The sequence below is a fragment of the Bacillus sp. B1-WWTP-T-0.5-Post-4 genome (genome assembly GCF_009183795.1).
GTDB classification, from domain to species: domain Bacteria; phylum Bacillota; class Bacilli; order Bacillales; family Bacillaceae_G; genus Bacillus_A; species Bacillus_A cereus.
In genome coordinates, this window is sequence record NZ_WEIJ01000008.1 from 120,075 (window position 1) to 133,282 (window position 13,208).

The window sequence follows — 13,208 nt, forward strand, 5'->3', positions numbered from 1 at the left end:
AGCGTGCTTTTTCTTTTGTTATATTTATAATAATACGAAAGCCTTTCCCTAACAGGTGACTATCTTTCTTTATATATATAGATAGTTCAAAATGGAATAAAAATAATTCCTTTATGTAAAGGATAATATGGATATTATAGGAAGACAATAGAAATTAAAGGAAATTCATGTAAAATTCAAATGAACTTCATATAAACTTCATATTAAAAATTAAATATAATTATAATAGGTTATTGTGATATTTTTGATTTTTCATAAAATTAAAAGTTTGAATTTAGGAGGTATTGCTCAAACCTAAATTCAAACTTTATTGAAGTAATTAATGGATATTACGTCTAGTTTTCGCTAATGACGGCATTTAAAAGTTCGGCAGGATTACCTGTTCCTGCACCGCCAATTGTAATAGATCCACCAGAAGGAATTTCACCATTCCATCCTGCGTTCGTAATTACATAATGATTATTTGTTTTACTACTAATTTTAGAATCCCAAACTTGTGTTAAATTGCCGCTATAATCAAATTCTAATTTCCAATTTTTAATAGGAGTCGTTCCATTATTTTTGATTATAATCGAGAAGTTATAACCGCTGCCCCAATTTGAAGTGACTGAAAATGTAGCAGTACCATTTCCATCAGGAGGTGTCGTATTAGCTTCATCCGTTTTGACAGTAAGAGCGGTAGGTTGTGATTTATTTCCAGCAGCATCTTTGGCAATTACCGAAAATTTGTATTCCGTATTAGGTTTTAAGTTTTTAATTGTAATGCTATTTGTTGTTGTACTCCATTTCTCTTCTCCAGCAGTAATTTCATATTCCGTAACTCCTACGTTATCAGTAGATACAGTCCAGTTTAATTGAACTGAGTTTGAACTTTTATTCGTAACTACAATGTTTTTAACATTCGTTGGTGGCTCAGTATCTTTTTGACTAATAGGTCCACCAAGTAATTCTTTTACTAGCGTATCAAGTAATTTTGGACCACTGCAACTATATTTTGGACTTGTACGGCAATCTCCGCTTAGTTCCCAAAACATTGCTCCACTTAAACCTTTCGTCTTTATATAGTCTGTTTTGTATTTCATAGATTCATTGTCATCGTAGCTAATAAATGTGCCTGTAGTTGCATTATATAAGTAAGGTACTTTAGCTGTGTCATTCCAGTAGCGTACAAAACCATTTTTATTAACGTAATTGGCTGCTAAATCACCGTAATCATACACACCTGTGTCACCGGTAGAGTAATCATCCCAAGTACCTTTAGAAGCAAGTTTCCCATCACTACCTGGTTTGCAAGGTTGATATTGTCCGTTATTTTCTTTGCCACAACTTTTCCAGCCACGTCCGTAAAAGGGTACGCCTAATACTAGTTTATCGACTGGAACACCTTCATTTGTATAAACATTTATAGCACCATCTACGTAAAAATTCGTATTTGCTGCTGGGTCATTTGGATCCTTATATAGAGCTGCATTATGATTAGAAGTAGCTTCCCATCCGCCGTGGAAATCATATGTCATAATATTAATCCAATCGAGTATTTGAGAAATTTTCTTTAGTTCTGTATGATCAGCGTAGCGTTGACTTGCACCTGAAGCGATTGTTAGTAAATATTGTTTGCCATCTTCAGCACCTGCTTTATTCAAAGCATTTCGGACGTCTTGAAGAAGGAGAGTGAAATTTTGTTTATCTTCAGGACGATAACTACCACCAGGAATCGTTTCAACGCCCGGATATTCCCAGTCTAAATCTACGCCATCAAACCCATATGCGCGAAGAAAAGCTACTGTAGATTCAGCAAATACTTTTCTTGTTTTTTCATCAGCGGCCATATCAGAAAAGCGGTTAGACCAAGTCCAGCCACCAACGGAAATAATTGTTTTTAAGTGAGGATATTTAGCTTTTAATCGTTTTAGTTCCCCGAAATTTCCGCAACGGGCATATTTATCGCAATCTTCCCAAGTTGTCCCTGAGCCAGGATACGATTTGGTAACATCAGCCCATGGTTCCCCGAGTACGAGAGTACCATTAGGAACCTCTTTATTTTGCAATGGTACACCAGATTCTTTACAGTTCCACGTTTGTTTATTTGGATTATCAGGATGAGTAGAAGGGTTTCCATGTTTTCCATTCCAACAAATATCCGCGAAAGCATAGTTAAGGTGAGTAAGTTTTGATGCATCAATGTCAGCAACTTGATAATTACGTCCGTAAACGCCCCACGAAGGAAAGTACCCAACAATTTTTTGACTTTGCTTTGGTGAATCTGCTAATGCGAGATTTGGAGTAATAAAATTTGTGAGAAAAAGAGGTAAGAAAAGTAGTAGGGATAGTAATAGCAGTGTGAATTTTTGAGACCTCATAGCCATTTCTCCTTTCAAAATAAAAGATATATTTAAAGGCATACGCCAATAAATCAAAATGAATCTAGACGTGTGAAACGTCTAGATAAAATGATCAGACATCACGAAGTCTATACAAGGGAGCTGGGGGTGATTAAATCGTAACAAATGTAAGATTTAGTGTAAACGCTTTATTAAGTTGAAAAAGACTTTCTCAATACAAAAAGGCTTAAATACAAACTATATATGAAAACGAAAAATCGGTATGGGAGGAAAAAGCTCATTATAAATAAATTTGAGAAAAAATTGTATGGAGCCAATTATTAAAGACGTAGAAAGATAAGGAAATATCATGTAAAATAATAGTAAAAATATGTAAAGGAGGGAATAGTGTGGATGTGTTTTTGAACATTGCTGAAGAAAAAATTCGACAAGCAATACGGAATGGTGATCTTGATTATCTTCCGGGAAAAGGAAAACCACTACAATTAGAAGATCTTTCAATGGTACCTCCAGAACTTAGAATGAGTTATAAAATTTTAAAAAATGCGGGAATGATTCCACCAGAAATGGAACTACAAAAAGATATATTAAAAATAGAGGATCTAATTGCTTGCTGTTATGATGAAGAAGAGAGAAAGAAATTACGAGAAGAGTTAACAGCAAAAACGCTTCGTTTTCAGCAGGTAATGGAAAAGAGAAAGATTAAAGATAGTTCAGCTTTTCGTATGTATCAAGACAAAGTATTTCGTAAATTACGCTAAGAGGGATAAGATGACTACATTTAAAACGATAGAAGAATTAGTGAACTATATCGAAGAACAACAATTGGTACTTCTGTTTATTAAAACGGAAAATTGTGGTGTTTGTGATGTTATGCTAAGAAAAGTAAATTGCGTATTAGAGAATTATGATTACGTAGAGAAAATAGAGATATTACTACAAGACATGCAAGAGATTGCGGGGCGATATGGAGTATTTACAGGGCCAACAATTTTATTATTTCATAATGGAAAAGAAATTTTTCGTGAATCACGCTTCATTTCACTTGAAAATCTAGAGAGAATCATTCAATTATTCGAGGAATAGGGGAGGCTTTTATATGGGATTTATTATTGTCATACTATTATTTGTTGTAGTTGGAATAATCGTAACAGCAGTTCGATCGAACAAAAAGAAGGTGAACTTGGCGAAACAAAATAACATACATAATTCATCTAACAGCTCATCACCATTATTTTTCTTTGCTGGATCGGATAATGATAGCTCGCATGATGGCGGTTCACATGATTGTGGAGGGTCTTTTGGGGGAGATAGCGGGGGAAGCTGCGGTGGCGGTGGTGATTGATGAAAATGCGCCTTATATAGGCGTATTTCTTTTTAAACAAACGTTTGATTAGTTGGCTTACATATGCATAAACACAGTTAAACAAACGTTTGATTAATATTTTTAACATACTAAGGGGAATGGAAATGAAAAGGGAACCGAAAGTGAAAAATAAGGGGAAAATAGTGTTATTTTTATTAGCTGCGGGAGGCGTGTTTTTTGTTAAATTAGCATTTAAGTTTGGAACCATACATATGATTCGAACTTGGTTTGAAAGTACGTTTTCTTAAATAAGGAATATAGCCTCTTGCGATAGAGGTTTTTGATTTGTTATTATTAAACTGAACGGTCGGTTTAAAGAGGTGTGAATATGAGAAGAAGCGCAGAAGAGATAAAGAAAGAAATTGCATATAAAGCAGAAAGTCTATTTTCACAGAAGGGCTACGCAGCTACATCTATGGAAGAGATTTGTGAAATTACAGAGCGAAGTAAAGGAAGTATTTATTATCACTTTAAAAGTAAAGAAGAATTATTTTTATTTGTAGTGAAACAGCATACGTATGATTGGATTGAAAAATGGAATGAAAAAGAGAAGTTGTATAGCACTAGTACTGAAAAACTATATGGTCTCGCGAAATATCATGTAGAGGACATACAGCAACCAATTTCAAATGCAATAGAGGAATTCTCTATGAGTCAAGTTGTAAGTAAAGAGATTTTGGAGGAACTATTAGCTTTAACTAGAGAATCATATGTTATGTTTGAGAAATTAATTGAAGCAGGTATACAGTCTGGAGAGTTCCGTGAAGATAATACTCGTGATCTTATGTATATTGTGAATGGATTATTATCAGGGCTTGGAGTACTTTACTACGAGCTAGATTATAAAGAGTTGAAGCGTATTTATAAAAAGGCAATAGATGTATTGTTAAAAGGAATGGCAGCTGAATAATAGGTCAGTTGCTTTTCTTACAAAATAAAATAGACCGAACGGTCGGTTTGTAAAAGGGGGATGAAAATGAACGCTTTATTTAAAAACCGAGCATTTATGCTCGTTATGGCATCTGATATTTTACAACAATTTGCAATTTGGATCAGAAATATGGCTCTTTTATATTTCATAATGGAGCGAACGAATAATGATCCGGTTTCTGTTTCTTTGTTATCAGTTATGGAATATGCACCTATTTTTATTTTCTCGTTTATCGGTGGTGCGCTAGCTGATCGCTGGAATCCGAAAAGAACAATGGTCGCTGGAGATGTATTAAGTGTACTGTCTATTATAGGAATTGTCCTGTTGTTAAAGCTGGATTATTGGCAGGCTATATTTTTTGCAACACTCATTTCCGCGATTGTAGGCCAGTTTTCTCAGCCCTCATCTTCGCGCATATTTAAGCGCTATGTAAAAGAAGAAGAGGTAGCAAATGCAATTGCATTTAACCAAACATTACAGTCATTATTTCTGATTTTTGGACCAGTGTTAGGATCGCTTGTGTATACACAACTTGGTTTATTTACGTCACTATATAGCTTAATCATTTTATTTTTGTTATCTGCTATCGCCCTTTCATTTTTACCAAAATGGGTTGAAAAAGAGCAAGTGGCGAGAGATTCATTAAAAAATGATATAAAAGAAGGTTGGAAGTATGTTCTTCATACGAAAAATTTACGTATGATTACGATCACTTTCACCATTATAGGCTTAGCTGTTGGATTAACAACTCCATTAGAGGTGTTTCTTGTAATAGAACGCCTTGGAATGGAAAAGGAAGCAGTTCAATATTTAGCTGCAGCTGATGGAATAGGTATGTTAATTGGTGGTATTGTTGCTGCAATTTTCGCTTCAAAAGTGAATCCGAAAAAAATGTTTGTATTCGGTATGGGCATATTAGCAATGTCATTTTTAGTAGAAGGGCTATCTACATCATTTTGGATTACTAGTTTCATGAGGTTTGGAACAGGTATTTGTTTAGCTTGTGTTAATATTGTTGTCGGTACGCTTATGATTCAACTTGTACCAGAAAATATGGTTGGAAGAGTAAATGGGACGATTTTACCACTGTTTATGGGGGCAATGCTAATTGGAACTTCACTAGCTGGAGGATTAAAGGAACTAACTTCACTAGTTACTGTGTTTTGTATAGCAATGGCACTTATTTTATTAGCGATAGGGCCAGTTCTACGTATGCAAATAAAAAAAGAAGATGTTGCTAATAAAGAGGCACTAACAAATTCGTTAGCTTCGAAATAACTATTGTAAGGGAGCAATATTGCTCCCTTTTTCTTTGAGGAACTTTTGACAACTATATGAGCCAATTATATACTGATGTTGTAAAAACGATTTTACAGGTTAGGAGCAATGGTGTGAAAAATCAAATCTATGAATTACGTACTGAAAATAATATTTCACAAGGCGCATTAGCTGATAAATGTAAGGTTTCTAGACAAACGATAAATGCAATTGAGAATAATAAATATGATCCAAGTTTAGCGTTAGCATTCCGTTTAGCTGAAGTATTAGGAACAACTGTTGATAAATTATTTTTGTACAAGCAGTAGAGTCGTTCATTATAAGTCGCACCTTTAAAAATAAAAAAGATCCTCTTCTTATGAGAAGAGGATCTTTTCTTATAGCGTTTTAGTCTTTGGACTAGGTGGTGTAACGGATGTATTATTTTCTGGAACTCTAGTTAGTAAAAATCCTCCGATAATAAACAGAACAATAATACTAAGAACACCAGCGTTTGTTTTTCCTGTTAATTGGGTTGTAACACCGACTAATACTGGACCCATAATCGCGGCAAACTTGCCAAATATATTATAAAATCCGAAGAATTCATTTGCAGATTCTTTAGGTACTAGTTTTGCAAAGTATGAACGACTTAGTGCTTGAATACCACCTTGAGATGTAGCAACTAACATTGCTAAAATCCAAAAATCAAGTGTCGTTTTTAAGAAATAAGCATATGTGCAAATAATGATATAAATAATGATACCGACATATAACATTTTTTTACCAGTAAATGTTTCAGATAGTTTTCCATATAGTAAAGCAAATGGACAAGCGACAATTTGTGTTACAAATAATATGATTAATAGATTCGTTGCACTAATACCGAGATCGGTTCCGTAAGCGGTAGACATAGTAATAATCGTATCGACTCCGTCAATATAGAAAAAGTAAGCGATTAGAAACATAAATACAGTTTTATATTCTTTAATATTTTTAAAAGTATCAGCAAGGCGTTTGAAGCTCATTCTAATAGGTCTTGGATGACGTTCAATATAGTGCGTTTGCTCTACGTTTTTTAGCATTGGAATTGTAAATAATCCCCACCAAAGAGCTGTTATTGCAAAGGAAATTTGACTAGCAATGCCGACCGATAAGGGAATAGTTCCTTTTTGGGAAAGAATAATAAGAGCGATACAACCGATAAAAGGAATTGTACTCCCGATATAACCTAATGCAAATCCTCTTGTAGAAATTCGGTCCATTCTATCTTCAGAAGTGACGTCTACTAAAAATGCATCATAGAAAATGTTTGCTCCAGCAAAGCCGATTAAGGCTAGCATATAGCACCCTAGCAATAAGTACCACTGAGAGGTTGGAACGACTGCTAACATACTTGTAAATACGATACCGAGTCCAAAGAAGAATGTGAAAAAACGTTTTTTAAATCCTTTATAATCAGCAACTGTGCCAAGAATAGGAGCAAGTATAGAAATTAAAAGTGTTGCGAATGAGTTTGCATATCCCCAATATGCTGTTGAAGTTGCCCCGGATAGTCCAGCTTCTTTTGCAGCTGCTTTAAAGTAAATTGGAAATAATGCAGTTGTAATGACGAGCGAGTATACAGAGTTCGCCCAATCGTATAATATCCAGCTTTTTTCTTGTCTGGACATTTTTTTCATATAATGTTCCCCCTTAAATTTGTTTTACTAACAGTGTACAAAAATAAAAATTATAAAAAGAGAAACAATGATGAATTTTACATAACTTTTACATATATACACAGTTCTTTACAATTGGAGTAAATCCTCTACAATTGCTCCGTCTGTTTCACCTAAGTGTAAACCGAGTAGTCTAGCGATAGTTGGACCTTCATCAATAAGTCTCATATACGGTATGGTAATGCCGCTTTTTATTCCTTTCCCAGCAGCGATAAAAATTGTTTCATAGTTAGGTTTTGTTGGAGAGTATCCATGCGTACCAAATGTATATTTTTTACTAGGCGTAACATCTTTTTCGGTAATTTCTTTTATAAAATCTCCTGTATAGTTTTCAGTGAAATAATACCCTTCTCGTGCTTCTAACATGAATAAACAATTACCGTCTGCACCGCAGTCTTTGGCAGCTTCATCATGAAGTATAAATTCAATTCCGTTTTGTTTATTTTGAAGTAGTTCTTCAAGGAGTAGTTGTACCTCCCGAATTGTATCCGTATCATTTTTGTCCTTTACATATACATAGGCAGAGCCGTCGCAACTTTGGCAATAGGCTTTCCAGTCTACTAATTTTCCTTTTTTATTAAGAGATATAAGTCCTCTTTGATGGAATAGCACATTTAATTGGATGGATTTGTTTTCACTTAAAGCGCTATGATCACCAAGGGCAATAATTGTACTTTCTTCGTATAGGTCACTGTCTTTTAAAGTTTGAATAATTTTCCCGAGCCGCTCATCATGTCTATGAATTGCAGCAATTGTTTCGTTAGATTCAAATCCATGATAATGTCTTTGCGTGTCTAAATCAGTGAAATGTACGAACATAACATTAGGCTTTTTCGTCTGAATGGTGTGTACAGCAGAGGCGAGGACGAAATCATCCAGCTCTGGTTGTGATAAACCATTTCTTATATGGCCGAAACGACGATTTAAATCTAATTGGTATAGTGGGCTACCGCTAAATAAGGAAACTAACACTTGGTTTTGCCACGGTCTATTGGGGAAAATTTCTGGTAAATTGTAATCAATGTTTGCTCTCCCAGTAACAGGCCATAGAAGGGCAGCTGTCGTTAAATTTGCTTTGCGCGCTTCATCATACAATGTTGTTCCTTTTATTGATTTTCGATACCAATGCCAATCAGGTGATTCACGCCCTGGTTGAAGTAACGTATTGCTAACAACACCGTGCTTGTTAGGGTAATTACCGGTTACGATTGTTGAGTGGCTTGGATATGTTACAGAAGGATAAATTGGTTCTACTTTTTCGACAACCGTGCCCTTTTTTATTAGAGATTGGAAATGAGGTAGTTTTTGTAGTATAGGAAAATCTAAAGCTGATAAACAGTCGAATGATAAAATAATGACATGGTTTGTTAATGCTTTATCCATAAAGTTCCCTCCTGATTATATAAAACCTATTCTTATATATTACTATTAATACCTAGTAATAAAAATATATTTTTAGGTGAAAATTTATTATTTATTTTCAGAAAAATTAAACATATAATTAAGTATAAGGGAATCTATGGAAGGAGGAAACACTATGGATTGGTTAGATGGATTTGGTATCTTTTACATCATTGGCGGAGTCACGATTATCCTTGTATTTGCTATTTCATATTTACTAAAGAAACGGTTTCCAGACAAACAGTTCGATATTATATTTGCACTTAGTTTAATACTTCTTTGCTTAGCGTCCTTTCCCGTTACAATGATTGTTATTGGTGGGTGGGAAGGAATGGGATATGGATTTATTGGTTTCTTCGTCCTACTTGGTACACTTATCGGTATGATTGCGCATCAACTTGTGAAAATTACGCGGAAAAGCTACGTATAAAACTGCAAAAAATGAAAAGAATATATAAAAATAAGAAAATTAGCTATTGTTTTAAAAAAGAATTTGTATTATGATAATCAACAAATTTATTTCGTTATAACGATGAAAAAGGACTAGTACATGTTCAACCTTTTTAGCAGAGAGAGAATCCGTCAGGCTGAAAGATTCTTAAAAAGGCAATATGGAACCTGCCTTTGAGTTCTGCATATGCAGCGGGAATTTCCCGTTATCAAAAAGAGAGCATGCGCAATTTTTGTGCATGAATCAGGGTGGTAACGCCGACAAAGCTCGGTCCCTATTTAGGGACGCGGGCTTTTTTGTATTTTCTAGAAGGAGGAAGACTGACTATGGCAAAAGAACAAGTGCAAGCCATTACGAAGATGGAAGAGGACTTTGCGCAGTGGTATACCGATATTGTAAAAAAAGCCGAACTTGTTGATTATTCAAGTGTAAAAGGATGCATGATTTTACGTCCGTATGGTTATGCCTTATGGGAGAATATGCAGAAGGTGATGGATGAGAAGTTAAAAGAAACTGGCCATGAAAATGTATATATGCCAATGTTTATCCCAGAGAGTTTATTGCAAAAAGAGAAGGATCATGTTGAAGGATTTGCTCCTGAAGTAGCATGGGTTACGCATGGCGGAGATGAAAAGTTAGCGGAAAGACTTTGTGTACGTCCTACATCTGAAACTTTATTCTGTGAGCACTTTTCAAAAATTGTGCAATCCTATAATGATTTGCCAAAGTTATATAATCAGTGGTGTTCAGTAGTTCGTTGGGAGAAGACAACTAGGCCATTCCTTCGTACGACTGAATTTTTATGGCAAGAGGGTCATACAATCCATGAAACGGCAGAAGAATCGCAGGCTGAAACATTAAATATTTTAAACTTATATGCTTCTTTCTGTGAGGATTATTTAGCAATACCAGTTATTAAAGGACAAAAAACAGAAAAAGAGAAGTTTGCTGGAGCAAAGGCAACTTATACAATTGAAAGTTTAATGCATGATGGAAAAGCACTTCAAACAGGAACCTCTCATAACTTTGGAACGAATTTCTCTAAAGCATTTGATATTAAGTTTTTAGATCGTAACGGTAAGTGGCAATATGTGCACCAAACATCTTGGGGTGTATCAACAAGAATGATAGGCGGGCTAATAATGGTTCATAGTGATAATAATGGACTTGTAATGCCACCAAAAGTCGCTCCAGTGCAAGTTGTTATTGTACCAATTGCTCAGCATAAAGAAGGAGTTTTAGCAAAAGCAACAGAGTTACAAGCACATATTCAAAAGGTTGCACGAGTAAAAATAGATGCTAGTAATAAAACACCAGGCTGGAAATTTAATGAGTATGAAATGAAGGGGATTCCAATTCGATTAGAAGTTGGCCCTAAAGATATTGAAAAGAATCAAGTTGTACTTGTAAGAAGAGATACGAAGGAAAAAGAGTTTGTACCAATGGATCAATTAGAAGAACGTATTCCAGCATTACTTGAAGAAATTCATATTGCTTTATTTAATAAAGCAAAAGCATTTCGCGATGAGAATACGTATGTTGCGACAAATTTCGAAGAGATGAAAAAAATAGCTGACAAAAAGCAAGGCTTTATTAAGGCAATGTGGTGCGGGGAATTAGCTTGTGAAGAAAAACTAAAAGAAGAAGTTGGCGTATCTTCACGTTGTATGCCTTTTGAGCAAGAGCATTTAGCTGAAGAATGTATTTGTTGTGGTAAAGAAGCTAAACAAATGGTGTATTGGGGAAAAGCGTATTAATACTTTTTCTGATAGGTGATAAAAGGACTTTGGGCTGCATAATAAAATGTAATCCAAAGTCCTTTTTAGTTTTATACAGTATTTCATGTACTTTTTAGATGGAAGGATGTTGTTCTTATTTTACGTTTTTACGACGAATAAACAGTAACATACCAATTAGGAATGTTGAAAGCCCCATTAAAATAGATATAGGGTAATGCGTTGCAGTATTAGGTAATTTATCACCTTGTTTTTTCGTATTACCTTTTACATTACCCCCTTGAGAACCGTTGCCCTCCTGAGAATTGCTATCGCCTTTAACACGATTGCCACCTTGAGAGCCATTACCCCCTTGAGAACTGCTATCACCTTTAACACGATTGCCGCCTTGAGAGCCATTGCCGCCAGAACCGTTACCGCCAGAACCGTTACCGCCAGAACCATTGCCACCAGAGCCATTGCCGCCAGAACCGTTACCGCCAGAACCGTTGCCACCAGAGCCATTGCCGCCAGAACCATTACCGCCAGAACCGTTGTCACCAGAGCCACTGCCGCCAGAGCCGTTGCCACCAGAACCATTGCCACCAGAACCATTGCCACCAGAGCCACTGCCACCAGAACCGTTACCGCCAGAACCATTGCCACCAGAACCGTTACCGCCAGAACCGTTGTCACCAGAGCCACTGCCGCCAGAGCCACTGCCACCAGAACCAGTATCGTCCTGAGAGCCGTTATTTCCTGGAGGTATATTATTATCCTTTGAGTTTCCTTCTGCAAAATGATCGCTATTTTGTACAATAGCGTTTGTTAATGGTTGGAAGTTTTCAGTTGCAGCATTACCGATATTTAAACCGCTAAAAAAAGATAAAGAGAGTGTTGATGCTAAAATGAAGATTTTCGTCATGGTTTTCCTCCTAAGAGATTAATGTTCCATCTAAAATACATCCCTTTGTAATATTTCTTAGGAAAAAGAGTTTTATGCAAAAAAAACTATATATAGAAAAAGGTGGTGTATTTGTCAAAGCAGAAAAGAGTTAATGTAGATTTCCTACAAATAGTAGAGGGGGAGAATTTACATTCATAACGGTAGAGGAAGTGGCAGCAGATGAAAGAGTATATAGCGTTTGATATTGGCGGTACGCAAATTAAGTATGGTATTGTTTCAGAAATAGGGAGAGTATTAAAGCGTCAAACAGTTGCAACAGAAATTCATTTAGGCGGAGAACAAATTATTCAAAAACTTATATATGTATCCAAAAAAATAATGAATGAACATACTATTGCCGGAATCGGTATTAGCACTGCGGGAATTGTTGATATTAATAAAGGAATTGTGACGGGAGGTGCGGATCATATTCTGGGATATAGTACTATTCCTATTATTGATAGATTGCAAGAGATATTAAAAGTTCCAGTATCGATTGACAATGATGTGAATTGTGCAGCGTTTGGAGAAAAGTGGAATGGTAGTGGAAGAGAGAAAGATAACTTTATTATGCTCACCCTTGGAACAGGGATTGGGGGAGCAATTTTTATAGATGGAAAATTGTACCGAGGACATTCATTTAGTGCTGGTGAATGGGGGAATATGTTAATAGAAGGAAAAACGTTTGAAGAGGTTGCTTCGATTGCAGGATTAATTCGACTTGTAAGCAAATATAAAGGCAAAGGCAAGTGGAATGGGAAAAGAATTTTCGAGTTGTATGATAAAGGAGATCGGGAAGTTGCTCAAGCAGTTGGGATTTTCTTTAAACATTTGGCAATCGGAATTAGTAATCTTGCTTATATTTTTAATCCAGAAACGATTATTATTGGTGGAGGAATTACCGATAGAGGAAATGAGTTTTTAAAAGAAGTAAAAGAAGAGGTCAGTAAATACTTAAATCAAGAGATTTATAATAATTGTGAGATTGAACTTGCGCAAAACGGTAATTGTGCAGGAATGATTGGTGCTATTTACCACTTCTTACATCATCATAAGTAAATTATATGAATGTTTTCAT

General features: G+C 35.5%; 14 protein-coding genes and 1 other annotated feature. Of the genes, 10 read left to right on the top strand and 4 right to left on the bottom strand.

The features are described from left to right. Positions 1-335: 335 nt before the first annotated feature. Positions 336-2,360, bottom strand: a complete 2,025-nt coding sequence (locus GBN91_RS22385; RefSeq protein ID WP_152122375.1) for a glycosyl hydrolase family 18 protein — start codon at positions 2,358-2,360, stop codon at positions 336-338. 371 nt (positions 2,361-2,731) lie between these two features. On the opposite strand from GBN91_RS22385, the gene GBN91_RS22395 reads away from it, so the two are divergent. The 7 genes from GBN91_RS22395 to GBN91_RS22425 all read left to right on the top strand — a co-directional run bounded on the left by GBN91_RS22395 (position 2,732) and on the right by GBN91_RS22425 (position 6,225). Beyond that, complete coding sequence (locus GBN91_RS22395; RefSeq protein ID WP_000382375.1) at positions 2,732-3,103, top strand: DnaJ family domain-containing protein; 372 nt, start codon at positions 2,732-2,734, stop codon at positions 3,101-3,103. Positions 3,104-3,113: 10 nt separating this feature from the next. Beyond that, positions 3,114-3,428, top strand: a complete 315-nt coding sequence (locus GBN91_RS22400) for a thioredoxin family protein (protein WP_152122376.1) — start codon at positions 3,114-3,116, stop codon at positions 3,426-3,428. Positions 3,429-3,441: 13 nt separating this feature from the next. Continuing rightward, on the top strand, positions 3,442-3,687 hold the full coding sequence (locus GBN91_RS22405; RefSeq protein ID WP_000505774.1) for a hypothetical protein: 246 nt from the start codon (positions 3,442-3,444) through the stop codon (positions 3,685-3,687). A gap of 125 nt (positions 3,688-3,812) precedes the next feature. Beyond that, positions 3,813-3,956, top strand: coding sequence for a hypothetical protein (locus tag GBN91_RS22410; RefSeq protein ID WP_000817973.1), 144 nt, complete (start codon positions 3,813-3,815; stop codon positions 3,954-3,956). 80 nt (positions 3,957-4,036) lie between these two features. Then, complete coding sequence (locus GBN91_RS22415) at positions 4,037-4,618, top strand: TetR/AcrR family transcriptional regulator (protein ID WP_152122378.1); 582 nt, start codon at positions 4,037-4,039, stop codon at positions 4,616-4,618. Positions 4,619-4,684: 66 nt separating this feature from the next. Then, the gene (locus GBN91_RS22420) at positions 4,685-5,917 is read left to right on the top strand and encodes an MFS transporter (protein WP_102956415.1); all 1,233 of its coding nucleotides are present in this window, start codon (positions 4,685-4,687) and stop codon (positions 5,915-5,917) included. Between the two features lie 56 nt (positions 5,918-5,973). Beyond that, positions 5,974-6,225, top strand: a complete 252-nt coding sequence (locus GBN91_RS22425; RefSeq protein WP_002023181.1) for a helix-turn-helix transcriptional regulator — start codon at positions 5,974-5,976, stop codon at positions 6,223-6,225. Positions 6,226-6,294: 69 nt separating this feature from the next. On the opposite strand, the gene GBN91_RS22430 is transcribed toward GBN91_RS22425, so the two are convergent. Beyond that, positions 6,295-7,578: an MFS transporter gene (locus GBN91_RS22430; RefSeq protein ID WP_000738812.1), complete on the bottom strand. Its 1,284-nt coding sequence runs from the start codon at positions 7,576-7,578 to the stop codon at positions 6,295-6,297. Positions 7,579-7,686: 108 nt separating this feature from the next. After that, positions 7,687-9,000, bottom strand: coding sequence for an alkaline phosphatase family protein (locus GBN91_RS22435; protein ID WP_152122380.1), 1,314 nt, complete (start codon positions 8,998-9,000; stop codon positions 7,687-7,689). A 154-nt stretch (positions 9,001-9,154) separates the two neighbouring features. Between GBN91_RS22435 and GBN91_RS22440 the strand changes: the two genes are divergently transcribed. Both GBN91_RS22440 and proS read left to right on the top strand, forming a co-directional pair. After that, positions 9,155-9,448, top strand: a complete 294-nt coding sequence (locus GBN91_RS22440) for a YesK-like family protein (protein ID WP_016121786.1) — start codon at positions 9,155-9,157, stop codon at positions 9,446-9,448. 93 nt (positions 9,449-9,541) lie between these two features. Further along, positions 9,542-9,748: a binding site (T-box leader), on the top strand. A gap of 47 nt (positions 9,749-9,795) precedes the next feature. Continuing rightward, positions 9,796-11,226 (top strand): proline--tRNA ligase, encoded by a 1,431-nt coding sequence (gene proS, locus GBN91_RS22445; protein ID WP_152122382.1) that lies wholly within the window; start codon positions 9,796-9,798, stop codon positions 11,224-11,226. Between the two features lie 115 nt (positions 11,227-11,341). Here the strand turns inward: proS and GBN91_RS22450 are convergent, their stop codons facing one another. Then, positions 11,342-12,109, bottom strand: a complete 768-nt coding sequence (locus tag GBN91_RS22450) for an LPXTG cell wall anchor domain-containing protein (RefSeq protein WP_152122384.1) — start codon at positions 12,107-12,109, stop codon at positions 11,342-11,344. Between the two features lie 201 nt (positions 12,110-12,310). Between GBN91_RS22450 and GBN91_RS22455 the strand changes: the two genes are divergently transcribed. Further along, entirely contained in the window at positions 12,311-13,189 is an 879-nt protein-coding gene (locus GBN91_RS22455) for an ROK family protein (RefSeq protein ID WP_152122386.1), read from the top strand. Positions 13,190-13,208: the final 19 nt, after the last annotated feature.

What these genes read in the sequence shown, in the direction of transcription:
- GBN91_RS22415 (WP_152122378.1), top strand. Translation starts at nt 4,037, where the DNA reads ATGAGAAGAAGCGCAGAAGAGATAAAGAAAGAAATTGCATATAAAGCA.
- GBN91_RS22430 (WP_000738812.1), bottom strand. Translation starts at nt 7,578, where the DNA reads ATGAAAAAAATGTCCAGACAAGAAAAAAGCTGGATATTATACGATTGG.
- GBN91_RS22405 (WP_000505774.1), top strand. Translation starts at nt 3,442, where the DNA reads ATGGGATTTATTATTGTCATACTATTATTTGTTGTAGTTGGAATAATC.
- GBN91_RS22400 (WP_152122376.1), top strand. Translation starts at nt 3,114, where the DNA reads ATGACTACATTTAAAACGATAGAAGAATTAGTGAACTATATCGAAGAA.
- GBN91_RS22420 (WP_102956415.1), top strand. Translation starts at nt 4,685, where the DNA reads ATGAACGCTTTATTTAAAAACCGAGCATTTATGCTCGTTATGGCATCT.
- GBN91_RS22435 (WP_152122380.1), bottom strand. Translation starts at nt 9,000, where the DNA reads ATGGATAAAGCATTAACAAACCATGTCATTATTTTATCATTCGACTGT.
- GBN91_RS22410 (WP_000817973.1), top strand. Translation starts at nt 3,813, where the DNA reads ATGAAAAGGGAACCGAAAGTGAAAAATAAGGGGAAAATAGTGTTATTT.
- proS (WP_152122382.1), top strand. Translation starts at nt 9,796, where the DNA reads ATGGCAAAAGAACAAGTGCAAGCCATTACGAAGATGGAAGAGGACTTT.
- GBN91_RS22455 (WP_152122386.1), top strand. Translation starts at nt 12,311, where the DNA reads ATGAAAGAGTATATAGCGTTTGATATTGGCGGTACGCAAATTAAGTAT.
- GBN91_RS22425 (WP_002023181.1), top strand. Translation starts at nt 5,974, where the DNA reads ATGAGCCAATTATATACTGATGTTGTAAAAACGATTTTACAGGTTAGG.
- GBN91_RS22440 (WP_016121786.1), top strand. Translation starts at nt 9,155, where the DNA reads ATGGATTGGTTAGATGGATTTGGTATCTTTTACATCATTGGCGGAGTC.
- GBN91_RS22385 (WP_152122375.1), bottom strand. Translation starts at nt 2,360, where the DNA reads ATGAGGTCTCAAAAATTCACACTGCTATTACTATCCCTACTACTTTTC.
- GBN91_RS22450 (WP_152122384.1), bottom strand. Translation starts at nt 12,109, where the DNA reads ATGACGAAAATCTTCATTTTAGCATCAACACTCTCTTTATCTTTTTTT.